The following is a 25,103-nucleotide window of genomic DNA, read 5'->3' as shown; positions in this document are numbered from 1 at the left end:
TTGTTTACCACAAATAGCCACTGCCTATTCCCAAAAAACAAATATTATAATAGGTTGATTAACGATCGGAACTGCTGGATACCTTGGTGGTTGTTGTCTAACGCCTCCACCTCACTCAGATAGCGCAAGGCATGCGCCCTGTCGCCAAGTCCATAGTACCCCAGCGCCAGCATATACTTACAGTGTATCTGGTTCTTCATATCCAGAGAGTCTTCCCATATCAGGAGGTCAGGCAGCGACACGGCAAAATAGTCCATCACTTGATGCTCAAAGATGTGCTGTTTTCCATAGTTGATCAGCTTGTTAAACAGCCCACGTGCCTTGTCTTCCTGTCCCAGTTTGCGATAGCACAACCCCGCATAGAATATCTTGTCGGGCTTAGCATCATTGTAGTACATGGCTGCTGCAGGCTCAGTAGGTCCGACGATGCCTTCTTCATAGCGACCTAAGAAGTAGAGGAAGTCATTATCCTGAGCACCGTAAAGCTTGCCCTCGCCCAAGTGGGCAGGATAGACCAAGCATTCCTCCAGCAGTCGCTTTGCCTCGGCCGACTGTGGATCTGCCTTCAGCAACTGCTTAGCTCGCTCCACACGACAAATCTGATATTGCGCTGGCACCTTGCCTTCACCGCCCTCCCACGGGTGGAAGATGTGTGCATCCAACTTATGCATAGCCTCCTCATAGCGTTCCAACTGGTTCAGCAGCGTGATCTCCTCCAGCACCAGATCGTCACGTTGAGCAATCAGTTGAGGATAGCGTTGCAAGAACGTCAGACGTTCCTGATGCGGACGATGAAGACGCTTGTAGAGCTGATCCAGTTCCATCAGCACGCGTGCATCCGTCTCGTCGAGATGGAAAGCGCGCTCCATACATTCCAGAGCCAACGCCTCTCGTTGCTGCTTGTTGAAATAAGCTAGTGCCAGATTACGCCACACTGTCGGGAAGTCTGGTTTGCGTTTGCTTGCCATCTCCCAGTTTTCCACAGCCAAGTCATACTGTCGTGCAGCATAATACAGGCATCCCAGGTAATAAGGAGCCATGGCACACCCATGCTTCTTTGCCTCTTCCAGCACGACAACGTCCTCCAGACGGTTAGGGAAGCAATAGTCAGGGCATGTCTGTTCTGCCTGTTTGAAGTAAAGAGCATCATCGCCATTCTGCGTATGTGCGGCATAGCCCATATAATAATAGGTCATGGGCGTCACAGCCTTTGCCTCGATGGCCAGCTGCCAGACAGCCTGTGCTTCGTCGATGAAACCAGTCGTCAGATAGTCCATTGCCAACTCATCATAGTTCTTTGCCAATCCTTGCATCATGCTTTGCAGTTCGCAAAGTGCCACTTTACTGCCCGTAAGGAGGTACTTTTCGTAGCGGCAACCATAGTTAAACAGATCTGTCTGCAGTGCGGTCTCACATACACTGATGGCGCACTCTGTCTTACCCATGCGACGCAGCACCGCAGCCTTCAGTGCCAGCGCCTTCTGGTTGTGGGCATTGTATGCCAGCGAGCGGTCCAGTTCTTCAATCGCCTCGTCATAGCGTCCCTGTCTTGCGCTGACCTTTGCTGCCTCAAAGAAGCCTGCATCTGCCCAGGCCTTGCTCCAGGTAGCCTTCCAGAACAGCTCATAGGCCTCATCGTAGCGTTGCTGATATTTCAGCGCCAATGCCAGATTATAGATGGGCTCACTGTCGTAAGGATTGGGATTACGCTTCTGCGACAACTTCACGGCCTTTCTCAGATAGCCCTCTGCCAGTGCAAAACGGCCCTTGCGGATGTACCACAAGCCCATGGCGTTCAGGCAACGAATATCGTCAGGATCGCGTCGCAGAGCCTCTTCATAGTAGTCCAACGGGTTCCATGTGGCATGGCGATACTGTTCCAAGTGCAGTCCTGTGAGATACAATTGTTCGTTGGTCTTGATCTGTTCGGGCAGCAGCGCAGCCTCAGCGCTGTCGGGGATAGGTCTGATTTCATCGGGCTCAGCATGCCACTGTAACACACAACGCTCCGTATTGTTATACATGCGCTTGTATATTCTGAGGTTCAGAGTCTGCATGTCTGTCAGCGGAAAGGTCTCCACCAACACCGCCTCGGGGGTCAGCACCCTTTCTTCGTCATAGAGCACCTCGCCGCCATCAGTCTCAAGCACCAGTCTCACCTGCTGTCTAGATGTGGCAAACACCTTCATGACGGTCTTTTGTTCGCCCTGTGCGTCGTCGGTCACATCAACATTGACCAACAGATCTTTCGATGCTTCCTTCACCATGCCCAACTCACGATAGGGCATAAAGTACTGCACAAAATGCTTTTCCTCGTAAGGCATCAGCCATGAAAAGTCTGGTTGGTTCTCGGTATAGACGCCAGCCATCAGTTCGATGTAGGGCCGGAAGCCTTCTTTCAAGTGAGAAGTGAGAGGTGAAAGGTGAGAAGTTTCATCACCCTTGTCGGCGACAATCTCGTCGGTGAGGTTGCGGTCCCAGGCGCGTCCGAAGTCGCCGTTACCCCAAGTCCACTGTTTTTTACCTGGCGAGAAGTGGTGACTGGCCACATGCAGCATGCCCGCCTTCGTGTCGTTCTCATAGCCACCCTCGAAGTTATAGCGCGAATTCACGCCCATATAGGATGTGGGTACATAGATATTCTTATAGTTCGAGATGTCCACACCTGCCGAATAGTCCATCTTGTAATAGATGCCCGTGGCAATGGGGAACGACGAAACGGCACGTTTGCCATGATCGAACACGGCATTGATATCGGGTGGAAACACCGATTGGTAGGCATCGTTGACCTCTACTGCGGGGTTAGCCCACCACAGAAAAGTCTGGGGCACATCCGTGCGGTTATACAGCACACCACGTATTTCCAGATAAGCACAACCTGGGCGCAGCACAAATCCTGCCATTCCCTTCTGATGGAACATTTTCTCCATCTCACTCACCCACACACATACCGAGCCGTCCTCACACTCCTCGATGGTGCTGTCGGCGGGCATAAACGTGGTGGGACGGTGGTGCTGGGGCCAGTTGAACTCTATGCCACCAGATATCCAGGGGCCTACCAGTCCGACCAATGCAGGCTTGATGACATGGTTATAATAGACAAAGTGGCGCTGGGCTATCTTGTCGTAGGCCATCTGCACTCTGCCACCCAGTTCGGGCAACACCATCACCTTGATGTATTCGTTTTCCAAAAAGACAGCCTTGTACTCCTTGTCCACCTTCTCGTTGCTGATACTCTCTATGACGGGATAAGGATAGACCACACCACTCGAACCCTGGTACACGCGTTTCTCCAGGAACATTGGGTTCTTGTCGGGACGTCCCACCTCGTAGGTGGGTATCGTCACCATTTCTCTCCAAGCTTTTACCATTACTCTATTCTATCATTAATCTAATCATTCTTCGTTATTCTTCTGCCAACACCTTTCCTTTGGTCTCCGGACAGCGGCGATACAGGAAAACAAATGCACATATGCAAATCAGGGCATACACCCAGAATGAGCCACTACTGCCTAGGGCTGCATTCATCGAGGGGAACGAGAAGGTGAGTGTGCAACAGCCCACCCACAGGGCAAACGTACAGACAGACATCGCCACACCGCGAATACGGTTCGGAAATATCTCTGCCAGCAGGGTCCACGTCACAGGGCCTAAGGTCATGGCATAGACTGAAATGGCAGCCACGACCAGTAACACCATGGCGAAGCCCTTGACCTCGTAGTAGTAGCAGGTGCCCAGGGTGAGGTAGATCAGCGCCAGTCCGCCCGCGCCTAACAGGATGAGTGTGCGCCGGCCCCACTTCTCGATGGTGTAGAGTGCTACAAAGGTAAACACCACATTGGCCACACCGGTAATCACTATATTGATGAACATGCCATCCACATCGAACCCGGCACCCATGAATATCTCTTGAGCATAGTTGAAGATCACATTGGTACCGCACCACTGTTGGAACACGGCTATTACCAGGCCAAGCAGCAGAACCTTACTGTATTGTGGAGAATTGAAAAGTTGAAAGATTGAAGAATTGAAGTTTTTTCCTTTAGATTTCAATCCTTCAATTCTTCCATTCTTCAATTCTAAATACACCGGACTCTCTGGAATCATGCAGCTCATCACCAGAAACAGAGCTGCCGGCAAGGTCTCTGCCCAAAACATCCAGCGCCAGCCCCACGCCACGTTCCATGCCATGCACTCTGCAACGGCCGTATCGCGCGCTAACAGCATGTTGACGATTTGTGCTGCCAGTATTCCCAGCACGATGGTCATCTGGTTCAGGCTCACCATGCGGCCACGTATCTCTGCCGGACTGACCTCGGCAATATACATTGGGGCAAGAGCAGAGGCCACACCAATGCCCATACCTCCCACAAAGCGGGCTATATTAAATAGGGTGAAGTCATCAAACAAGCCCGTAGCAATAGCAGAAACAGTAAAAAGAACTGCAGAGACGAAAAGCAACGGCTTGCGTCCGAACTTGTCGGCAGCTGCACCAGCAACCATAGCGCCCGCCAGACAGCCCACCAAGGCCGAGGTCATGGCTACGCCTTGCATCAACGGTGAGTCTGCAATACCAAAAAACTGTTCATAGAATGGCTTGGCACCGCCAATCACCACCCAGTCATATCCGAAAAGCAGTCCGCCCATAGCAGACACCATACAGATGAAATAGATAAATCCTTTACTTTGATTTTGCATACGGTTTATTTTGGGTTCTTAGTTGAATTTCCGCTGCAAAGGTAGCTATTTTCTCGGTTGACCGTTATAGACTTTTCTCTTCTTAGTATGGATTATTTTACTCCCGCATTAGCCTTTTTGCCATTTATTGCAGTATTTTTCTCTATTTCTTATGGTTTATTGGCAGTAAACAGGCCATCCACCTAAAAAAAAATGCCTACCTTTGTGGCGCTAAATAGTTTTTTATGCCAAAACTAAAAGACGGATTCCTTGGGGAACAATCAATCATACTACCGCCCATGATCGTTGATATAGAAGAACGCGACCCGCTGGTCAGCAGTCTTTACATCACCGACATTGGGTTTTATCCCATGGCTGAGCATCATTATCGCAGCCGCAAGAAGGGCATTGACCAGTATGTGCTTATCTACTGCGTCGATGGCAAGGGATGGTATCGCGTGGGCGATAAGGAATATCAGGTAGAACGCAATCAGTATTTCATTCTTCCAGCAGGCGTCCCCCACTCATATGGTTCGAGCGAGGGACAGCGATGGACCATCTATTGGGTGCACTTCAAAGGGGCGCATGCCGCCATCTATGCCGAGGGTGCACAGAAACCGCAGACCATCAATGTGGCCATCAACTCGCACATCAGCGAGCGCAACAACATCTTCGATGATATTCTCAACACGCTACGTGCAGGTCATGAGATTGAAGATTTGCGCTACGCATCCAGTCTCTTACACTACTATCTGGCATCTATGCGCTATCTCCAACAATGGCGACGCGCCCCTCAGCAGGTTGACATTGTCGATGCCGCCATTCATTATATGGAGGAAAACATCGAGCGACGCATCACACTGCAAGACGTCACCCACTACGTGGGTTTCTCCATGAGCTATTTCTCTGCCCAGTTCAAGAAGAAGACAGGCATCAGTCCACTGGCCTATTTCAATCAGCTCAAAATCAACCATGCCTGTCTGTTGCTGGTACACACCAGCTTACAGGTGAACCAGATATGCTATAAGTTGGGCTTCGAAGACAGCCTTTATTTCTCCCGTCTATTCACTAAAATCATGGGAGTCTCTCCCACGACATATCGTCAACAAAACAAACTTATTCAACAAAACCAAACTAAAAACAACCAAGATGAAAAAGAACACCTTTAATGTATGGTGCTTGGCAATGGTCATGATGAGCATGACTGTCAGTAGTAGTATGGCTAAAAGCCACTTTGTTTCAGGCAAGCGCGTCGAAGCGCTCAACACTTCGGCTTGGGAAAAGTCAATGTGGATTTCGGTTAAAAACGCTCCCGTCGTTACGGGCGAAGTGAGAGATGGCAGCCGCGCTGCCGATGGTGCCAACTGGTTCCTGACGTCTATCGAGAACCAGCAGAAGGTAGTAAAGGCAACGTGGATGACGGCATCGCTGGGCGTGTCAGAGCTCTTTGTCAATGGCAAGCGCATTGGTGAGGAGGTCTTGCGCCCAGGCTTCACGCATCGCGAGAAGACCAAACGCTCTTTCACCTACGACGTGACCGACGTCTTTCTCAAGAAGCCGGGTCAGCGCAATGTGCTCTCGGCACAGGTCACTCCAGGTTGGTGGGCCGACAAGATTGTCACGCCCTGGGGCACCGATGGTATGATTGGCCACAAGTGTGCCTTCCGCGGCGTTTTAGTGATTGAGTATGCCGATGGCAGCAAGCAGACCTACGGCACCAACCTTCAGGACTGGAAAGCAGGCATCGCCGGACCGGTGACGCATGCAGGCATCTACGATGGCGAGGCCTACGATGCACGTATCGCTCAGGGATTCAGCACACCCGATGCATTCTCGGTGCCCGAAGAGAACACGGAGTTCCGAGGAGAGATTCTGCCCTCTTGCGGTGCTGAGGTCTATGCACGCGAGGACCTGGCGCTGACACCAGTTCAGGCCTACATCTGGAAAGAGGTCCGCGGTGCACGTGATGGCGAGTATGGTAAGGTAGTCATTGACCGGACGTTCAAGCCTGGACAGGAGATGACGCTCCATGCCGGCGAGACCCTGGTGGTTGACTTCGGTCAGAACTGTGCCGCAGTTCCTTCTTTTGTCTTCAAGGCAGCTGCCGGCACACGCCTTAGCTGTCTGCCCGGCGAGTTGCTGAACGACGGCAATGGCGCACGCAGTCGTGGCATGGACGGTCCCGAGGGTACTGTGCATCGTGAGAACCTGCGTGCCCACGACAACTGTTTCCGTCTGGACTACACCTTTGCTGGCAATGGTCAGTATGAGAGCTATCAGCCGCGTGCCACCTTCTTCGGCTATCGCTATGTTTCTATCTCTGCCACAGCCACCGTGTGTATCAAGTCGCTGAGGTCTGTTCCCATCACCTCTATTCACAAGAACCTGGAGATTGGCACCATCAACACTGGCCATGAACTGGTGAACCGTCTCATCTCCAACACACTGTGGGGACTTCGTTCCAACTACCTATCAGTGCCTACCGACTGTCCGCAACGCAACGAGCGACTGGGCTGGACGGCCGACACACAGGTGTTCACCGAGACCGGTACATTCTTTGCCGACACGAAGAATTTCTTCCACAAGTGGATGCGCGACATGAGCGACTCGCAGGATGCGCTGGGCGGTTACCCGGGCGTGGCTCCCGTGGCACAATACGGCGGCGAGTGCATGCGTCTGGGATGGACCGATGCAGGCATCATCGTGCCTTGGACCATCTGGAAGCAATTTGCCGACACCCAGATTATCAACCAGAGCTGGACTTCGATGAAGCGTTTCATCGACCGTGTCAATGCCACCTGCTATCGCCATCAGGAACTGATTGGACAGAATGGCAACTACCAGTGGGCCGACTGGCTGAGCTATGAGCCACTGGAGAGCTGCGGCGGATCAGCCTTCGGCAGCAATGGCCCACTGCCCGACGCGGTGGACTACTGGAACTACCTCAGTGCTTGCTACTGGCAGATTGATGCCGAGATGATGCGCGACATGGCAAAGGCCACTGGCCGCGACTACAAGACCTATGAGGAGATGGCGCTTCGTGCCAAAGCCTACACCAAGGAACACTTCCTTAATGCCGACGGCACTTTCAAGACGCAGATTCTGAACACCATGCAGACGCCCGCCCTCTTCGCTTTGAAGAACCAGCTGGTAGAAGGAGAAGCCAAGAAGCAACTGGTGGCTCGTCTGCGCCAGAACTTCAAAGACCACGACGGTTGTTTGCAGACGGGCTTCCTCGGCACCTCTATCATCATGGGCACACTGACCGACAACGGCATGGCCGACATCGCCTACAACCTGCTTTTCCAGCGCAAGAACCCCAGCTGGCTCTACAGCATAGACAATGGCGCCACCACCATGTGGGAGCGTTGGAACAGCTATATGAAGGACAAGGGTATGGGTCCTCGTGGCATGAACTCGTTCAACCACTATGCCTATGGTGCTGTGTGCGAATGGATTTGGGAGACGGTGGCAGGCATTGCTGCCGACCCCATGCAACCTGGTTTCAAGCATATCATCATGCGTCCCATCCCCGATAAGCGATTAGGCCATATTGATGCTCAATACCAGTCGGCTGCCGGTCTCATCAAGAGCCACTGGCACTACGACAAGAATGGTCAGTGGAATTGGCAGTTCACCATTCCTAAGGGAGCCACCGCCACCGTTTATCTGCCTGGCGAAGCAACACCTAAGGAATACGTCGGTGGTACTTACAAGATCAAGAAATCATTATAGCATGAGACTATGACAAAAAAAGCGAGAGGTCGTGTCTGTTACTTTTGACACGACCTCTCGCCTTTTATAAAAAAAATTAGCAGTTCTGCTCCTGAAAGTCGAGATCGGCCTGAATGATGAAGAAGACTTCCTGAGGGTCGAACACCCCCTGCTTCTCCTTCTTGGCCTGCTGGCAGACATAGTCAGCCACCTTCTCCAGGTCAATATCCACTTCTTCTTCAGCGCTTTCGAGAATGCCCGAAGAGAAATAGTAGTCAACAATAGTATCCATCATCCAGAGAATCTGAGCGTCGGAATACCTCTCTTTGACATCTGTGGGCACCTGCTTGCGGATGAACGCCAGCTCGCGGCGGTTCTCCTCCTCATCCATGAGGAGTTCTTCGTCCATCGTTGCCATAGACTTAGAGCAATGACTGGAACTTCTCGTCGAATACCTGCTTAGACATGGCGCCAACGACCTTATCGACCTGCTGGCCTCCCTTGAAGAATAGAATGGTAGGGATGTTGCGGATGCCGAACTCCATAGCGAGTTCCTCGTTCTCCTCTACATCGCACTTACCAACAATGATCTTACCATCATATTTCTCGGCAAGTTCAGACAGGATAGGACCTACCAGACGGCAAGGACCACACCATGTTGCCCAGAAATCGAGCACGAGTGGCAGGTTGCCATTCTTCAGCTCCTTGAAATTCTCGCTTGTGATTTGTACTTCCATAACTTTTCGTTTTAATTGAGTTAATACTGTGATATCTCATTAATAGTCTGTGCAAATATCATGCCAATGACTAATTGATGGTGTAATCCAATGCCTCGGTGCGTTCGATATAGTCTATAAGCGTATGGCGCACATCGATAGCTTTGTTCTGCGAACGCAGCAGCATGTGGCGCTTGCCTGTGGAGTCGCGCAGCAGGAACATCAGTTTCGTACTGCCAGGGTGTTCATCCACCAGGTCGTTAAGCTCTGTCACTATCTGGTCGTCAAGCAGATCGGTGTTCAACTGGATGGTGATGCTCTCAATAGCCTTCTCCTTGATGGTCTGGAGCAACTCGACATTGGTCACCTTCAGCGATTTCTGATCTGAATTATAGAAACGCGACTGCATCTTTCCTGTGATATAGACGGCAGCACCCTCAATAAACTTTCCGTTCATGTTCATCCAATCGTCGCCAAAGAGTGCCAGCTCGCCCGACCCATTAAAGTCTTCGAGCGTGACGATTCCCCATGGCCTGTTGTCTTTACCGAAACGCGACTGCACACCAGTGACGATGCCACCTAATGTGATTTCCTCGCGATCTTTGAGGGCTGCACCCCTATCTGCCAATTCGTCACAACGTGCATTACACATATTGTCGAGAATAATCTTATATTCATCCAAGGGATGAGCCGACAGATAGATACCCACCAGATCGCGCTCTTTGTTCAGACGCTCAATGTCGCTCCAGCGTGCATCGGTCTTAGGAATGGGCGGTGTGGCTATCTCGACACTGTCAAAACCGCCGAAGAGAGAGTTCTGTGCCTCGTTCTTGGCCTGTTGGTACATCTGACCATAGCGCACCAGCGAGTCGAGAAACAGCTCACCTTTGTTGTTCTCGGCAAAATAAATCTCGCGACGGATGCCAAAGCTGTCAAAGCCGCCACTTAGCGCCAGCGACTCGAAAGCCTTACGGTTGACACTGGAGAAGTTGATGCGCTGGGCAAAATCAAAGATATCCTTATAGGGACCATTCTTCTCGCGCTCGTCGATGATTGACAAGGCAGCATTGTCACCCAGTCCTTTGATGGCTGCCAGACCGAAACGGATCTCACCTTTATGGTTCACACCAAACTTCTGATAGGATTCGTTCACGTCGGGCCCCAAGGTTGCAATGCCCATCTGCTTACATTCATCCATCAGTTTGGTGATTTCCGTGATCTGGTCGCGACGGCGGCTCATGATGGCTGCCATGAACTCAGCAGGATAGTTGGCCTTGAGATAAGCAGTCTGATAGGCCACCCACGAATAGCAGGCTGCATGCGACTTATTGAACGCATAGGAGGCAAACTTCTCCCAGTCGGCCCATATCTTGTCGAGTATCTTGGGGTCGTGACCATTTTTCTTGCCGCCCTCGATAAACTTAGGCTTCATGGCGTCAACGATATCCTTTTTCTTCTTACCCATGGCCTTACGCAGGGCGTCACTCTCACCACGGGTAAAGTCGGCCAACTGGCGGGACAGCAACATCACCTGCTCCTGATAGACGGTGATGCCATAGGTGTCCTTCAGGTATTTCTCCATGCAGGGGATATCGTACTTGATCTCCTCGCGGCCGTTCTTACGGGCAATGAACGAGGGGATGTAGTCCATAGGTCCCGGACGGTAGAGCGCGTTCATGGCAATCAGGTCTTCGAACACCGTGGGATGAAGCTCGCGCAGATATTTCTGCATACCGGCAGACTCAAACTGGAAGGTGCCGATGGTACGTCCTTGCTGGTAGAGCTCGTAGGTCTTGGGATCGTCAATGGGGATATGATCCAGATCAATATCGATGCCGCGTGTCTGTTTGATGATGGCACAGGCCTCTTTCTGCTCAGACAAAGTCTTCAGTCCCAAGAAGTCCATCTTGATGAGTCCTGTCGATTCGATGACGTGTCCGTCGTACTGTGTACAGTTGGTCTTGGTATCCTTGAAGTCGGGATCATCGGCCGTTGAGACAGGCACCCAGTCGCTGATAGGGTCGCGACAGATGATAAAGCCACAGGCGTGGATACCCGTACCGCGCACGGTGCCCTCCAGCATCTTCGCATACTTGATGGTGTTGGCCAACACGGGATCGTTGGAAGCCTCGGCATCACGCAACTCTGGCACGCACTTGATGGCATTGGCCAGATTCATCTTCAACCCATCGGGCAGACGGTCTGGAATGGCCTTACACAGTGCGTTAGACACACTCAGCGGTAATTTCTCCACGCGCGCCACGTCCTTGATAGAGTTTTTGGTGGCCATCGAGGCATAGGTAATGATGTGGGCGCAGTTCTCATGTCCATACTTGTCCATCACCCACTTCAGCACCTTTCCACGTCCGTCATCGTCGAAGTCGGTATCGATATCGGGCAACGAGATACGGTCTGGATTCAAGAAACGCTCAAACAGCAGGTCATACTTCAGCGGGTCTATCTTGGTGATTCCCAAACAATAAGCCACCACCGAGCCGGCAGCCGAACCACGACCAGGGCCAACCCACACGTCGAGTTCGTCGCGTGCCGAGTTGATGAAGTCCTGCACGATGAGGAAGTAGCCCGGGAAACCCATGGTCTTCATGATGTGCAGTTCAAAGCGAATGCGGTCGTCAACCTCCTTAGGCAGAGAGGAATGCAGGATGGTGTATGTGGATTGTGGATTGCCCGTATCTACCTCTACCTTGTCGAGCACCAGCTCGTCGTTGGGCAAATAACGCTCTTTACCACCTTTATAGGCCAATTCTGCCAGATAGTCGGCCTCGAACTTGATACGATAGAGTTTGTCGAAGCCACCCAGTTTCTTGATTTTCTTATCACCATCCTCACGCGACATGGGGTTCAGGCCGTTCTCATCGCGTGTGAACTCCTCGTAGAGTTGTTCCTCGCTGATGCGCTCGCGCCACTGTTCCTCAGTTCCGAAGCTCTCAGGAATGGGATAGAATGGCATGATTGGGTCGTGATCGATGGAGTATATCTCGCACTTTTCCAGGATCTCAAGCGTGTTGCTCAATGCTTCGGGCACGTCGCTGAAGATCTCGTTCATCTCGGCCTTGGTCTTAAACCACTCCTGCTTGGAGTAGAGCATACGTGTGGGGTCGTCGAGATCCTTTCCCGTAGAAAGACAGAGCAGGTGATCGTGAGCCTCAGCATTTTCCTGATCCACAAAGTGAACATCGTTAGAGCAGATCAGTTTGATGCCATACTCACGGGCCAACTCGATGAGCACCTTGTTGGCTTGCTGCTGCAGGGGGAAGGTCTCGCGGTTGGCACGCTGCGTGGGGTCTTTCACCTCGTGTCGCTGAAGTTCCAAGTAATAGTCGTCACCAAACAGGTTATGATACCACTCCAATGCTTCGCGGGCACCAGCCATGTCGCCAGCCAGAATCTTATGAGGCACCTCGCCGGCGATACATGCCGAACAGACAATGAGGCCCTCATGGTAACGTTCCAGGTCAGCACGATCGGTACGAGGACGCATGTAGTAGCCATCGACCCACGAATTAGAAACCAGCTTGATCAGGTTCTTATAGCCCTGATAGTTCTTTGCCAACACAATCAGGTGATAACCGCTCTGATCCTCACGACCGTTCTTCTGTTCCTTGGGACCATGCTTGGCAACATACATCTCGCAACCGAAGATAGGGATGAAGGGATCAAGCCCCTCTTTCTTGCGACCCTTATTCACCCCCATCACGATGTCGTGAAACTCCTTGATGCCGAACATATCGCCGTGGTCGGTGATAGCCATACCACGCATGCCGTCCTTGATGGCTTTGTCCACCAAGTTCTTAATCTTTGACTGTCCGTCAAGGATTGAATAATAGGTATGTACGTGCAGGTGTATGAAATCTTCCATACGGCGGATTAAATTTCAAAGTCAAGACACGAACGGCTTACTGTATAAGGGCGGACCTTGCTGTTAGCCACAGCCACATGTTCCGGATGCTGGGCATAGCCTTTCAGCGCCTCAGCCGACTCGAGCGTAGAGTCGAGCATCACATCGGCATTCGACGAGTCGAGTCGTCCGTCAATATGCACTTTCACATCGAGCAGTCCGGGCACCTTGCCCACCAGGCCTTCAAGTCCAGCCTTGATGCCTGCCTTCACATTTTGCTTTTCACTATCCGATAGTTCGGGTTTTAACGTCCAAAGAATAATATGCTTTACCATACCAAAATTATAATTCTACTACTTTTTGTCGCAAAGTTACGAAAAGTCGAGAGAAATACAAAAAGAAAACTTGTTTTTTCTTTTTTATTTCCGAGACGAAGTAACTTCTCCAAAGGAAAAGTTACGAAAAAACGAGAGAAATGCAAAAGGAAAACTTGTTTTTTCTTTTTTTCCGAGACGAAGTAACTTCTCCAAAGGGAAAGTTTTAAAGTCTAAAAGCACGTGTTCTAAAGTCTTGAAGAGGCGTTTCTGAAGTCTAAAACCAAAGCTATCATTTCTGGTCTAGCCCCTGGATGCTCTACATCCAGCCCTTAGAACAACCGCATCCAGGGGCTAAAACGACTCGTTCCAGGGGCTGGATGCGCCACATCTAGGGGCTGGACGGACATCAAAAGTAAAGCTATTACAATACAAAAGCGAAACTATTACAACGCAAAAGCGAAACTATAACAAGACGAAAGCAGCACTATGACAGTGCGAAACCGTTCCTTTTCCGACCAAGTACAACCCCACCCCTACCCTCCCAAGGGAGGGGGTAATCCTGTCCTTTTTCTATCTGATTTCTACTTTAATTGATTTCTATCTAAAGAATCTGCTGAGCCTCTACTGAAATAACAAAAAAGCGCAAAGAAAGGATTACCCCTATGATTCTTCGCTTGAGCCCTTTACATCGCAAAGTGACGAAAAACGGGCTATTCAGTAGCAAAAAGACAAAGAAATCTATAAAAACTTTGATTTATTGGCAGAAAAGCATTACCTTTGCAGGGTAAATTTTAAAACTAACCATGGGAGAAAGAATTAAGAAGCTCAAGAAAATCAGAATTCACCGTGAAGGAACAGACGAACTTCTATACAGCTTGTTTTTCGTCATTGCCATTGCAGTGATTCTCTGGCGTTCTTTTGACACACCTATACCCTTTGCACTATTCATCGCCATATTCGGCACAGCCTGGCTGCTGATGCTGAATTTCTATCGTTGTCCTATTCGCTACTTCAACGGCGACACCGAGAAAACGGTGGTAGCACCTGCCGACGGCAAGGTGGTGGTCATCGAAGAAACCGACGAGGACGAGTATTTTCACGACAAGCGACTGATGATTAGCATCTTCATGAGCCCGCTGAACGTGCATGCCAACTGGTTTCCTGTTGATGGCCGCGTGAAGTTTGTGAAGCACTTCGATGGCAACTACCATCGTGCGTGGTTGCCCAAGGCAAGTCTGGAGAACGAGCATGCCGACACGATGATTGAAATGCCTAATGGCGAAAACATACTGGTAAGACAGGTGGCTGGTGCTATGGCCCGTCGCATTGTGACCTATGCCAAAGATGAAGAGGATTGCTATATCGACGAGCATCTGGGCTTCATCAAGTTGGGCTCGCGCGTAGATGTCTATCTGCCATTGGGCGCTCAACCATGTGTCAAGATGGGACAACCCACCACGGGCGACCTGACCGTCATTGCGAAACTGCCCTAAGACGACATAAGAAGCACAGCTATGAAGAAGCACATACCAAACATCATTACGTGCTGCAACCTGATTTCTGGTTGCATCGCCACCTATTGGGCTTTTCAGGGCGAACATCAGTTGGCACTGTTGTTCATTGTGCTTGGTGCCGCCTTCGACTTCTGCGACGGCATGACGGCACGCTTGCTCCACGTGTCATCGCCCATCGGCAAGGAGCTTGACTCGCTGGCCGACGACATCACATTTGGCTTTGCCCCCTCAGCCATCATCTTCGACTTTCTGTGTCAGCAGCATATTCACTCCCCACTGGTGCCTTTCCTGGCCTTTATCATGGCAGCCTTCTCGGCACTTAGACTGGCCAAGTTCAATCTTGACGAGCGACAGGCCATGGGGTTCATCGGACTGCCCACACCTGCAAATGCCCTGTTCTGGAGCGCGCTGATTGTTGGTGCTGGCGACTGGCTGGCTTCCTCACCACTATATATATATGGCATGCTGGCATTGGTATTCGTGTTCAGCTACCTGCTGGTGTCTGAAGTTCCCATGTTTGCCTTGAAGTTCAAGACATGGGGATGGAAAGGTAACGAGGTGAAATATCTCTTTGTGCTCAGCAGCGCTGTGATGCTGGCTGCACTCGGCATTGCCGGCATTGCTGTGGTCATCTTGTGGTATATCATCTTATCGGTACTCTGCTACAAACGCTAAAAAGACGACCATGGATTTCTTCTTGTTTTTGTTTCTCGCCCTTGTTGTTGCTGCCGCCTCTGTTTTTTTGGTGGTCATGTTCTATATTGGCAGAATCATACGTATGGTACGCAAATACATGCGTGGCGAGATGAGCGACGAAGAGTTTCAGCGAAAATCCAACAAATACTACTATCAGGAACAAGAGCGACGGGGACCGCAGTTTGCCAAGGACTACTTCAAAGGCAGCAATAACAAGAGTCAGCAAAGCTATCAACAACAAGCGCATCAGAAGACCTATACCACGAAGACAGAAGATGGGCATACTATTGTTGACCAGAGAGAAAACACAAACAAAAAAATATTCGCCCAGGATGAGGGCGAATATGTAGATTTCGTTGAGGAGTAACGATTAGTTGTGCACCAAGGTGCCAATCTCCTCGCCTTCCATCACCTTTTTCAGATTGCCTACGATGTCCATGTTGAACACATAGATAGGCAGATTATTGTCTTGACACATGCAGATGGCGGTGAGGTCCATCACCTTCAGTCCGCGTGCCAATACCTCCTTATAAGTGATATCATTGAACTTTGTTGCTGAAGAGTCCTTCTCAGGATCGGCCGTATAGATGCCATCCACACGTGTTCCCTTCAGCATCACATCGGCTTCAATCTCAATGCCTCGCAACGACGAACCAGTATCGGTTGTAAAGTATGGAGAGCCAGTACCCGCAGAGAAGATGCACACCTGTCCCTGCTCCATGGCCTCGATGGCCTTCCATTTGGTATAGAACTCACCGATGGGCTCCATACGGATGGCTGTCATCACCTTGTTCTTGACACCGATGGCGCCAAGTGCAGAAGAGAGTGCCAGCGAGTTGATGACTGTAGCACACATGCCCATCTGGTCGCCCTTCACGCGATCGAAGCCTTTCTGACTGCCACTGAGGCCGCGGAAGATGTTGCCACCACCGATGACGATGCCTATCTGCACCCCCATCTCAGCCACTTCCTTAATCTGCTGAGCATAGTCGCTCAGTCGCTCAGGGTCGATACCGAAGCCCTGCTTTCCCATCAGGCTCTCGCCCGAGAGCTTCAGGAGAATCCTTTTAAATCTTGCCATAATTATTATTCCTTGTATTAATATTGTTTTTCTAAATAACGAAGCTCACTTCCTTGAAGGCGTAACGCCGCACCTGTCCATGATCGTCGCGCAGGCAAAGATGACCGTCGGCCTCCACATCTTCTATCTCTGCCATGAAAGCCCCCTTGGCATCGGCATAAGGATGGAAGCCCCTACGGCGATAGAGTCGTGCCCGATAGGCGTCTTTCAGGTCTTGCCCCATCAGACGGTCGAAGGCCTGCAGAATGTCGTTCAACAGATTTTGGCGACTGGTCTGCTGACCATGAATCTGGAAGAGCGACACAGGATTGGGAGCTTTCGACAGAAAGCGCTGCTGATTCACGTTGATGCCGACACCGATGATACTGTCGCGGATAGTGCTGCCCTGCAACTGGTTTTCAATCAGAATGCCTGCCAACTTGCCATTGCGCCAATAGATGTCGTTGGGCCACTTGATGCTGACGTCGCCAATCTGCTGGTCGAGCACTTCGCAGATAGCCAACGAGATAGCCATCGAGATATGGAACTGCCGGTTGGCAGGTAGCATCTGTGGATGAATCAAGAGCGAGAACAACAAGTTCTGCCCGCGTTCCGACTCCCAAGTGTTGCTACCACAGCCGCGTCCTGCCGTCTGAAAGTCGGTCCAAACGGCCACGCACTGAAGATTGTCATCAGCCGTCTGCTGGTACGCTCGCAACCACCGGTTGGTGCTATCAGTCTCGTCTATATGAATGATTTTCCATTCCACGATGCAAAAGTACGAAAAAAAATTCGTACTTTTGCAACATGGAGCAACAAAAAAAGGACGAGCAGTTTATGCGCAAAGCACTGGCAGAAGCCGAGCTGGCGCTGCGCGAGGGAGAGATACCCATTGGTGCTATTGTGGTGTGCAAAGACAGGATTATTGCCCGGGCACACAACCTGACGGAGACACTGACCGACGTGACGGCGCATGCCGAGATGCAAGCCATCACGATGGCTGCCAACGAGCTGGGTGGCAAATACCTCACGGAATGCACGCTCTACGTCACCGTTGAGCCTTGTGTGATGTGTGCCGGAGCCATTGGCTGGGCACAGATACCCCGCGTGGTCTTTGGTTGTGCCGACGAGAAGCGTGGCTATCAAAAGTATGCCGCCCATGCCCTGCATCCGAAAGCGCAGGCCATTGGCGGCATACTGGAGGAAGAATGTCGCGAACTGATGCAGACGTTCTTCCGCGAAAAGCGTTGATTTTATTTCACGAGAACCTTGCGAACCGTAGAGCCCTGACGCACAATGTAGAGTCCGGGCTTACTCATCGTCTTCACATTGCGACCATCAAGCGTAAAGGTGGCAGTCGGCATAGTCTGTGCTTCGCCAAACAAATCGTCAATCTTATTGGGGTCTGCCTTAGTCGGACTTTTCAGCAAAGCTAACTCCAGCACCTGCTTGTCGCCACTGGCACGGGTGAGCAGGATGCCCGTCAGGTCGTAGGATTTGCCGGCATAGTTGGTGGGCAAGGTGATATTCTTTACTTGCAGTGTGTTGTAAAGACGCACGTAGGTCTCGCCATCAGTGACATAGAGTCCACTCACGCCCTCATAGTTTGTAGTCTGCATCTGGACAGAAGGTATCAGGATGTAGTCGCAAAGGTCTTGCTCACCGACAGACGAGAGGCTCACGATACGGGGCTCTGGTGTACGAGAATCACCAAAGAGCACACTGGCTGCCATGTCTGCATCGTCACTCAGGCAGAAGCGTGTCACTCCATCGACAGTCTTTTTCGTTCCTCGCAGAGAACCATTGAGCACACTGCCCACCGAGAGTTGACTTCCTGCTTTCTCAAGAATCACTGCACCCGATGCGTCTCGCAGATAGACATCGTCCTTATAGACATAAACCACTTGAGCGTCTGTCAGAGCTAAAGCGATTTCCGACTCCTGGTCGGTCTGTTTCAACGCCATCACATTGGCAACCCAAGGTACATCCTTCACCGTAACCACACACGAGGCTTGCAGACCGTTGTCAGACGACACGGTGATGGTGGTCTCGCCGGCGGCAAGCGCCTTTACGACACCATCTTCCGACACCGTGGCTACCGACTCAGCAGACGACTGCCAGGTGGCTTTATACTTAGCCGAAGCCGGCGTGGCAACAGGCTCGAGTTGCTGCTGCATTCCCACGCAGGTGTGCAACTGCTTGGGCAGTGAGAGTGCCGACAGGATGTTGACGTCATAGACATCAAAAGTGATCATGCCATTGTCCTCCGTGATATTCTTCAGTCCGAAGGGATTGTCAAAGCCTGCCCATGTCTTCAGATTGGCAGGCAAGGTGGTGTTGCTTAGCTCTGTGACACGACCTGCACCAGGAAAGGGATCGGTGTTGTTGGCCACCGGCGCGTCGGGCTCACCCTTGGCGCGCAAGACAACAAAACAGTTGTGTGAAGGGTCGTTGTTCAGCACATTGTTGTTCCACACACGGGCATCGGTAGAGTCCACGCGATAGACCAACATACCTGTGCCGGGCAGATGGGCATCCCATTTATCTGAGCGCTGACGGTTTTCCAGCAGAAAGAACTCTCTATCTACAGGTGTGTTCAGTCGGTAACCAGTGTTGCTCCTACCCACCGATGGCAGCGTATAGTGGCCCTCGTTCTGAATGGTCTCGGGCACAGCGAAGCCCACGGCATAGCGCTCATAGAGCGTGTAGCCAGCAGGGGTACGTCCACTGTTGAGATAACTGCCTGCTGCCATCAGACTCCATTCGGCAGGATGACAACTCTGTCCCCCACCCGAGGCATAGTCTGTGTCGTAGAGATCGGGCAAGCCCAGCACATGACTGAACTCGTGGCAGATGGTGCCTATGCCATCATAGACATGAGCTTCCTCGGTGCCATAGAGCTCCGTAGAACAAGCATAGCGACCCAGATAGACATCGTCGGCACGGGTCCAGTTAAAGGAGCTGGCATGCGGCCATATCAGCCGATTGTCGTTGAGGGCAATATTGGATCCCAATCCGGCAAAGATGATATAGACCATGTCAACGACGCCATCGTCGTCACGATCATATTGGCTGAAATCCACGATGGCATCGGCTGCACGAATGACTTCCTTCATCAGGGTGACATCGTTTTTGCCTCCATTAGGATAATACTGGCTTCTATTCACTTGGACAGGACCAACCACATCAAACTGAGGGTTGAAGCGCCCCATTGAGTTGTCGTAGAAGTAGTCGCGCACACTACCCGTGTATCGCCCCTCATCAACAGAGGTGTCATAGCCTTGGTATCCAGGCTTGTTGACCATATCGTTGATGATGTTGGGATAACTCTCACTCTCAAAGCTACGGTCGTTGAAGTCCACCAGGATAATCAGTCCTCGAAAAGAGGAATAGTCGTAGTAACCGCGGCTCATCTGAGCTTTCCGACAGGCTTTGGCACGACGTTGCTGCTCGGCTGCTTTCTCCTGGGCACGGTCTGCAGTCAGCCGAGGCATCAAATGCTTCTTCACACCGGCAAGATAGGCCTGCTCTTGCGCAGTGCGCAGCAACTGGTCATGAGCGCGCATGGTGGTGGGGACCAGCACACCGTCGATCAGCTGGGCATAGACGAAAAAGCCCTTAGCGTCTTTCACCAACGAATAGCCATCCTCGGTGGTGTAATAGTGCATATACTCATCGCCATGCAGACGAATGCTGATGGTGGTTCCATCGGGCTGAGTGGCCTTGCTGACACCTGGACAGGCAGGCACAGCCATAGCGCTTCCAGCGCTCAGCAAACAAAAAATCAATAATAGAATAAGATGTTTTTTCATCTGTTCAAAGTAGTCTTTATTTGGATGCAAAGGTAACACAAAAAATCGACATCCAAACATGAGGACAAAAAAAGTTACGCTTTCCCAAAAGAAAAGCGTAACTTTATGATGTGTTTGGCGGTTGAAAACCTGTGCATGACAGTATGTCTTATTTCAAATAAGACTACCAAGAGCAGGTACCGCACCTCTTTTTGCTTTCATGCTTACTTCACGAAGAACTTCTTGCCATCGTTAATCACGATGCCCTTAGCAGCCTTGGTGGTCTGCCGACCCATCAGGTTGTAGAACTTCTTTGAAGAAACAGGCTTCACACCGGTGTTCTCTATGCCAAGGGTGGCAATGAGCTGATCAAGATTGTCAACCTTGCCCTGAACAACTATCAAAGGAGTCTTTGATGTATAGCCGCGACCATAGACGAAAAGTAAAGCATAACGACCTGTAACACCATCAGGAAGAGCTTCACATGCTACAGAAAGCTTTGTACGACCATCGTAAACACCATATTGTTCATCATATAGACTCGTCACATCAAAAGAAGTAATCCATTCTGGGGCCTCATTCTGATTCTCGTCCAACACGAAGTAGTTCTCGTCGCCATCTGTATTAAACCAACTGAAAGCGGTACTTATGAAGGTGTAGTTTGCATCATTATAACCTTTGTTGCTAACGGTTGTGCCATCGGCAGAAACCAAAAGCACGTTAAAGTCGGTCAGATCTACCTCACCTGCAGAAGCTGTAGCCCAAGGTTCTGCATGGTCGAAACAAGAGTTGAACACCAATGGCAGTGCCACTGCACCTCGATAACTAAGACCAGTCGTCTTACTATCGTATGTCAACAACATAGTGGCAGATTCCAACTCGTCTTCAGAAGGATTTGTAATGCCTCTCAAATTGATGTCAACACCTTCCTGTTCAAAACCTGTGATTGTAACTACGAATGGCTCGTCAATGACAAATGCCTCTTCGCTGACGCCAAGCAATGACTCCTTCTTCTGCTTGAACTTCAACACAAATTCTGTGAGTTTTCCATCATTAAGATCTTCTGGCTCACTCATATTCTCAATATCCTCAGCCGTACACTCCAAGGTGGCAATCACCTTCTTGCCTGCATAATGGCTTTGCGTCTCCTCATCATACTCAGCATTGGTGATGGTCATCACGAGTTTGGCTTCACCAACAATGGGCTTGTCGGCAAAAGTCATTGCGTTGATAAACACATTTTCTACATAGAGAGGAGACTGGGGCTTCTCGAAATATTGCCGAGCACCAACAGAAGTAGCCAAAGAATCGAGCTTGTCATCATTGTCTAAATAGCAAGTGCCGGTACCAAACAGATAAGTATAATCTTCTTTCCAATTAGCATTATAGATACTTACTTTTGGCGTAATCAGTCCCCAATAAGCAAACGAACCAGAGTGGTCGTCATGAAATCCATGAGGCGCAATTGAGTCTGACTTAAGACGAGATATATAATTTTTATTGTTGCCCCAGTAATAATTGCCGACACCATTTTCTTCATCCCATGGTGTATGTCCAATGGTGAATGAGTCCTTAGCCGTCACAAGTGTAGGAAGAGGGTATGACGAGCCAACTTCAATACCAAAAGGAAGTTCACCAGTCTGTGGATCTACCAATCCCAATTCCGGAGAGCTCAAATCTTGGCAGAAAGTAGCTTTACCATCCTTACCCAGCACATTCAAATGCCAAGTATAATCTGCCGAATTGGCAACAACAGGAACAAATACTGGAGTCAGAAAAGGATTCGTCACCAAAAAGGTCTGAGGATAGAGTTGGCTTTCTTCTGTGGCACAACAATACATCAGTCCCTTTGGACGCTTATAGTAAACACCTGTCTCGATAGAACGTCTTGCAGCTTTCTCGCTTTCTGAGCGTTTAACCAGTGGGCGCTGAGCTGCCATCATTGAAATGCGTTCTGAAAGTGCAGGCATCTTTACTTTCTTTTCTGACAGGGCCTGAGCATCTGCTGCCATAGCCGTCATAGCAAGAGCGGCAAAGAGTAAAAGCTTTTTCATAATCTTTTAAAATTTAGTTATACAATGTAAATAATAGTCTATATTTAGAATCTGACGAGGTCAAAACAAGTTTACTGGGATTGAAACGAGTGGTGTTGGCAGAGACAGTAAAGGTCTGAGACAACATATCTACGAACGTCTTCAGCGAAGGTACCATCTCTATGTTCTTCGAGGACGTCTCGTCTTCTCCTTCGACATACTTCAACACGACATTGTCACCTTCCTGCGTCATATCAAAGACATAGTTCCAAGAATAGCTTGATGTCTTCTGACGGAACTGCACACGTAAAACTGTCTTTCCCCCTTTTATCATGAAACTGAACGAATTGAAGGTACAGCCAATGGCCTTGAAGTCACTTACCACTGCCTCACGAAGCGATTTGACTTCGTCTGACAGATCGGCTTCGGCCTTAGACATTTCCCAGCGACGTGCTATCTTAGCTGTCAGGTTCTCCAAGAAGTAAGTTACGGGAACAGGACCTTCGAGTGTGTTCTCGGCATTCGACACGCCAATGAACTTATCGGCATCTGCATCGTAGGCATACTCTTGTTCCATCTGGTTACCATCCACCATCACCGTGTCCTTGAAACGGAAGTGGTATTGATTGTTATAATAGGTGATCAGATAGGGATTATACCAGCCATAGGCTGTAGAGTCTTTTCCTTCGGGATAGACACGAGGACGACCACCATTCACGCGATCCATGCGATAGGCGTTGCCATGGTCCTTGATGGTGTATTCCCAACGGGCACCCGACTGGAAGTAGGCATTTCTGAACTTGTTCATGTCGTCGATGTACTGTTCAAAGTCGGTCCCGACAGGCACACGTGTCAGACGCTGATAGACACCGCGCTTTTTACCCTTCAACATGATATGATTGCCACCTTCGGGCACATCGACCATCACAAACTCATAGTCGCCCTGCAGTCCTTTACCCGACTCATCGTCGTAGGTTCCAGGAGTGAGGATATAGTCGTCGTAGGGATCGGTGAAGCGACCAAGGCACTTATTATAGCTGTTGTATGTCAGCACGGGACCCATGTCGGTGATAACCTCCCAAGCAGACGAGTCGTTCATCACGGTGTTGCGTGTGGCCTTGTTCTTCATCAGCGTGTAAACAGACTGATTCTTGTGGAATCGGTTCATGATGAGATAGCCCACACCCGTGTTCATATCTTCGTTGTCGGTATAGGGATAATACTCCATGACCCATCCACCGGGGCTGTCGCACAGGCGATCTATATAGACCTTACTGACCGCATTCAGGCGCTCTGCAGCAGACTGATCGAAGATGTCGTCTTCTTCGCTGACACATGATGCCAGCACAAACACGGAAGCAAACAGTAGTATTACTGGATATAATTTCTTGTTCATATAGCGTTATCTCCTCCTTTCTATTATTTTGTCTGCAATTTCTTATACTCGTTGAGCTCCTCAAGAAGCTGTTCAAGCTGAGTCTTACCTGTTAACGGATCGCGATAGGTGATGGCATTCAGCTGTTCTTCATTCTGGCGCAACACATAGACGGCACCACCACTGTAGGCCAAAACGGGCGACACCTTGGTCAGGTATTTACCATTGTCATCCACACGGAACTGCTTGGACTGTATCTTGCGGCGCAGCTCGTCGATGTCAACGCCATACTCTGTCTTCATATAGTCGCGTACGTACTTGATCTTCTCGTTGATGATATTGCGTGCGCCGGCTAAGTTGGCTACCCACTGCACTTGGCCGTTTGCATCGAGAACGACATGGTCGTCGGCATCGCGCTGACACACACGACGATACACTTTGTGCTCACCCTTACCCGACTCATCGCCCTTGAAATAGCCAATGGTGTCGATATCGAACGTACCCGTCAGCTGTGAGAAATAGTCGGCACTATCCACCTCGAGGTCGTTATTCTTATCTTTGAGGTCCACCACCTCCCACTCGTAGTCGGCAGTGTTGAACATACGTTCCAGGCTGACAGAGTCGCGGGTGACGTAGCGGGCAAAGGTCTCCACCCAGTCCTCGGTGTACGACATCGAGGCATAGCTGCTGATGAAGCCCTGAGCAGCAGCCACAGAGTCGGGTGTGTCATTCCATCCGGCAGCATTATAACGGCCGTTGCTCAGCACGTTGAACGGTGTGGGATGCAGCGAGTTGTTGTCCAGGATATGACCAAACTCATGGTGCATGGTCTCAAAGAAGTACTCGTTCATGTCAGCAATATCGTCAGGGTTCAGCAGGTTGGTGCGATAGAGCGTCACCTTGGTATTGCCCTCAGTCACACCGAGGGTCTCAGTACCCGACGAGGTGTTCAGGTTCTTGGAACCGATGACATGGATAATGCGGGGACTGAACTTCTTCAAGAAGATGTCGTGCTCGGCTGCCACATCCTTATAGACATCGTGCCACAGGTATTTGGTCAGCACGGCCAACTGACAACTCTTGTCGTAAGAAGCCGGTGTCAGGTTCTTGTCCTTGTCCGAAGCAATGTACTCCATCTTATAGACGAAGCGCATATTGTAAGGCTCCAGAAAGTTGACCTTCACGAAGGTATCCAGCGGGAACGTGTAAAGGTTGCGGTCCAGGGGATAGTCGTTCGTGTCGAAGATCGTGGCTGTGAAATCATCATCCGAACAAGAAGTCACCTGGAAGGCTGTTGCCATCACAGCCAACAGCATCAATATATTGATTGTCTTTTTCTTCATGATAGCTT

18 protein-coding genes are annotated in these 25,103 nt (G+C 50.4%); 6 read left to right on the top strand and 12 right to left on the bottom strand.

What is annotated here, in order from left to right:
• Nucleotides 1–44: 44 nt before the first annotated feature.
• Together L6472_RS02255 and L6472_RS02250 are read right to left on the bottom strand one after the other, a co-directional pair.
• Complete coding sequence (locus L6472_RS02255; RefSeq protein WP_237806787.1) at nucleotides 45–3,371, bottom strand: DUF5107 domain-containing protein; 3,327 nt, start codon at nucleotides 3,369–3,371, stop codon at nucleotides 45–47.
• A gap of 34 nt (nucleotides 3,372–3,405) precedes the next feature.
• Complete coding sequence (locus tag L6472_RS02250; protein WP_237806785.1) at nucleotides 3,406–4,698, bottom strand: MFS transporter; 1,293 nt, start codon at nucleotides 4,696–4,698, stop codon at nucleotides 3,406–3,408.
• Between the two features lie 224 nt (nucleotides 4,699–4,922).
• Between L6472_RS02250 and L6472_RS02245 the strand changes: the two genes are divergently transcribed.
• Both L6472_RS02245 and L6472_RS02240 read left to right on the top strand, forming a co-directional pair.
• Nucleotides 4,923–5,846, top strand: coding sequence for an AraC family transcriptional regulator (locus L6472_RS02245; RefSeq protein ID WP_237806783.1), 924 nt, complete (start codon nucleotides 4,923–4,925; stop codon nucleotides 5,844–5,846).
• A 16-nt stretch (nucleotides 5,847–5,862) separates the two neighbouring features.
• Complete coding sequence (locus L6472_RS02240) at nucleotides 5,863–8,412, top strand: family 78 glycoside hydrolase catalytic domain (protein ID WP_237807952.1); 2,550 nt, start codon at nucleotides 5,863–5,865, stop codon at nucleotides 8,410–8,412.
• Nucleotides 8,413–8,488: 76 nt separating this feature from the next.
• Here L6472_RS02240 and L6472_RS02235 read toward each other — a convergent pair whose 3' ends face one another.
• From L6472_RS02235 to L6472_RS02220, 4 genes are all read right to left on the bottom strand, one after another.
• On the bottom strand, nucleotides 8,489–8,800 hold the full coding sequence (locus tag L6472_RS02235; RefSeq protein ID WP_237806781.1) for a hypothetical protein: 312 nt from the start codon (nucleotides 8,798–8,800) through the stop codon (nucleotides 8,489–8,491).
• Nucleotides 8,801–8,813: 13 nt separating this feature from the next.
• Nucleotides 8,814–9,128 (bottom strand): thioredoxin, encoded by a 315-nt coding sequence (gene trxA, locus L6472_RS02230; protein WP_237806779.1) that lies wholly within the window; start codon nucleotides 9,126–9,128, stop codon nucleotides 8,814–8,816.
• Nucleotides 9,129–9,198: 70 nt separating this feature from the next.
• Complete coding sequence (gene dnaE / locus L6472_RS02225; RefSeq protein ID WP_237806777.1) at nucleotides 9,199–12,987, bottom strand: DNA polymerase III subunit alpha; 3,789 nt, start codon at nucleotides 12,985–12,987, stop codon at nucleotides 9,199–9,201.
• Nucleotides 12,988–12,995: 8 nt separating this feature from the next.
• Nucleotides 12,996–13,301, bottom strand: coding sequence for a Dabb family protein (locus tag L6472_RS02220; protein WP_237806775.1), 306 nt, complete (start codon nucleotides 13,299–13,301; stop codon nucleotides 12,996–12,998).
• 785 nt (nucleotides 13,302–14,086) lie between these two features.
• Here L6472_RS02220 and L6472_RS02215 point away from each other — a divergent pair.
• The 3 genes from L6472_RS02215 to L6472_RS02205 are packed head-to-tail and all read left to right on the top strand — an operon-like array spanning nucleotide 14,087 to nucleotide 15,860.
• Complete coding sequence (locus L6472_RS02215) at nucleotides 14,087–14,776, top strand: phosphatidylserine decarboxylase family protein (RefSeq protein WP_237806773.1); 690 nt, start codon at nucleotides 14,087–14,089, stop codon at nucleotides 14,774–14,776.
• Between the two features lie 21 nt (nucleotides 14,777–14,797).
• Nucleotides 14,798–15,472, top strand: coding sequence for a phosphatidylcholine/phosphatidylserine synthase (locus tag L6472_RS02210; RefSeq protein ID WP_237806771.1), 675 nt, complete (start codon nucleotides 14,798–14,800; stop codon nucleotides 15,470–15,472).
• Between the two features lie 10 nt (nucleotides 15,473–15,482).
• Nucleotides 15,483–15,860 carry a DUF4834 family protein gene (locus L6472_RS02205; RefSeq protein WP_237806769.1) on the top strand — a complete coding sequence of 126 codons (378 nt, stop codon included), beginning with the start codon at nucleotides 15,483–15,485 and terminating at the stop codon, nucleotides 15,858–15,860.
• A gap of 3 nt (nucleotides 15,861–15,863) precedes the next feature.
• On the opposite strand, the gene pyrH is transcribed toward L6472_RS02205, so the two are convergent.
• Entirely contained in the window at nucleotides 15,864–16,574 is a 711-nt protein-coding gene (gene pyrH / locus L6472_RS02200; RefSeq protein WP_237806767.1) for a UMP kinase, read from the bottom strand.
• A 31-nt stretch (nucleotides 16,575–16,605) separates the two neighbouring features.
• The gene (locus L6472_RS02195) at nucleotides 16,606–17,322 is read right to left on the bottom strand and encodes a biotin--[acetyl-CoA-carboxylase] ligase (protein WP_237806765.1); all 717 of its coding nucleotides are present in this window, start codon (nucleotides 17,320–17,322) and stop codon (nucleotides 16,606–16,608) included.
• 38 nt (nucleotides 17,323–17,360) lie between these two features.
• On the opposite strand from L6472_RS02195, the gene L6472_RS02190 reads away from it, so the two are divergent.
• Complete coding sequence (locus L6472_RS02190; RefSeq protein ID WP_237806763.1) at nucleotides 17,361–17,804, top strand: nucleoside deaminase; 444 nt, start codon at nucleotides 17,361–17,363, stop codon at nucleotides 17,802–17,804.
• A gap of 2 nt (nucleotides 17,805–17,806) precedes the next feature.
• Here the strand turns inward: L6472_RS02190 and L6472_RS02185 are convergent, their stop codons facing one another.
• From L6472_RS02185 to L6472_RS02170, 4 genes are all read right to left on the bottom strand, one after another.
• Nucleotides 17,807–20,365, bottom strand: coding sequence for a M6 family metalloprotease domain-containing protein (locus L6472_RS02185; protein ID WP_237806761.1), 2,559 nt, complete (start codon nucleotides 20,363–20,365; stop codon nucleotides 17,807–17,809).
• A 203-nt stretch (nucleotides 20,366–20,568) separates the two neighbouring features.
• Complete coding sequence (locus L6472_RS02180; RefSeq protein ID WP_237806759.1) at nucleotides 20,569–22,398, bottom strand: hypothetical protein; 1,830 nt, start codon at nucleotides 22,396–22,398, stop codon at nucleotides 20,569–20,571.
• Nucleotides 22,399–22,411: 13 nt separating this feature from the next.
• A complete protein-coding gene (locus tag L6472_RS02175; protein ID WP_237806757.1) occupies nucleotides 22,412–23,773 on the bottom strand; it encodes a DUF4302 domain-containing protein in 1,362 nt (453 codons plus the stop codon).
• Between the two features lie 23 nt (nucleotides 23,774–23,796).
• On the bottom strand, nucleotides 23,797–25,095 hold the full coding sequence (locus L6472_RS02170; protein ID WP_237806755.1) for a substrate import-associated zinc metallohydrolase lipoprotein: 1,299 nt from the start codon (nucleotides 25,093–25,095) through the stop codon (nucleotides 23,797–23,799).
• Nucleotides 25,096–25,103: the final 8 nt, after the last annotated feature.

The sequence above is a fragment of the Prevotella sp. E13-17 genome, from assembly GCF_022024035.1.
Taxonomy (GTDB): Bacteria; Bacteroidota; Bacteroidia; order Bacteroidales; family Bacteroidaceae; genus Prevotella.
This window is presented reverse-complemented; position numbering and strand designations above follow the sequence as displayed.

Excerpts from the sequence above, each read along its gene's own strand:
- L6472_RS02235 (WP_237806781.1), bottom strand. The coding sequence starts at position 8,800 with ATGGACGAAGAACTCCTCATGGATGAGGAGGAGAACCGCCGCGAGCTG.
- L6472_RS02185 (WP_237806761.1), bottom strand. The coding sequence starts at position 20,365 with ATGAAAAAACATCTTATTCTATTATTGATTTTTTGTTTGCTGAGCGCT.
- L6472_RS02205 (WP_237806769.1), top strand. The coding sequence starts at position 15,483 with ATGGATTTCTTCTTGTTTTTGTTTCTCGCCCTTGTTGTTGCTGCCGCC.
- L6472_RS02170 (WP_237806755.1), bottom strand. The coding sequence starts at position 25,095 with ATGAAGAAAAAGACAATCAATATATTGATGCTGTTGGCTGTGATGGCA.
- L6472_RS02255 (WP_237806787.1), bottom strand. The coding sequence starts at position 3,371 with ATGGTAAAAGCTTGGAGAGAAATGGTGACGATACCCACCTACGAGGTG.
- dnaE (WP_237806777.1), bottom strand. The coding sequence starts at position 12,987 with ATGGAAGATTTCATACACCTGCACGTACATACCTATTATTCAATCCTT.
- trxA (WP_237806779.1), bottom strand. The coding sequence starts at position 9,128 with ATGGAAGTACAAATCACAAGCGAGAATTTCAAGGAGCTGAAGAATGGC.
- L6472_RS02175 (WP_237806757.1), bottom strand. The coding sequence starts at position 23,773 with ATGAACAAGAAATTATATCCAGTAATACTACTGTTTGCTTCCGTGTTT.
- L6472_RS02220 (WP_237806775.1), bottom strand. The coding sequence starts at position 13,301 with ATGGTAAAGCATATTATTCTTTGGACGTTAAAACCCGAACTATCGGAT.
- L6472_RS02210 (WP_237806771.1), top strand. The coding sequence starts at position 14,798 with ATGAAGAAGCACATACCAAACATCATTACGTGCTGCAACCTGATTTCT.
- L6472_RS02190 (WP_237806763.1), top strand. The coding sequence starts at position 17,361 with ATGGAGCAACAAAAAAAGGACGAGCAGTTTATGCGCAAAGCACTGGCA.
- L6472_RS02240 (WP_237807952.1), top strand. The coding sequence starts at position 5,863 with ATGGTCATGATGAGCATGACTGTCAGTAGTAGTATGGCTAAAAGCCAC.
- L6472_RS02180 (WP_237806759.1), bottom strand. The coding sequence starts at position 22,398 with ATGAAAAAGCTTTTACTCTTTGCCGCTCTTGCTATGACGGCTATGGCA.
- L6472_RS02215 (WP_237806773.1), top strand. The coding sequence starts at position 14,087 with ATGGGAGAAAGAATTAAGAAGCTCAAGAAAATCAGAATTCACCGTGAA.
- pyrH (WP_237806767.1), bottom strand. The coding sequence starts at position 16,574 with ATGGCAAGATTTAAAAGGATTCTCCTGAAGCTCTCGGGCGAGAGCCTG.
- L6472_RS02250 (WP_237806785.1), bottom strand. The coding sequence starts at position 4,698 with ATGCAAAATCAAAGTAAAGGATTTATCTATTTCATCTGTATGGTGTCT.
- L6472_RS02245 (WP_237806783.1), top strand. The coding sequence starts at position 4,923 with ATGCCAAAACTAAAAGACGGATTCCTTGGGGAACAATCAATCATACTA.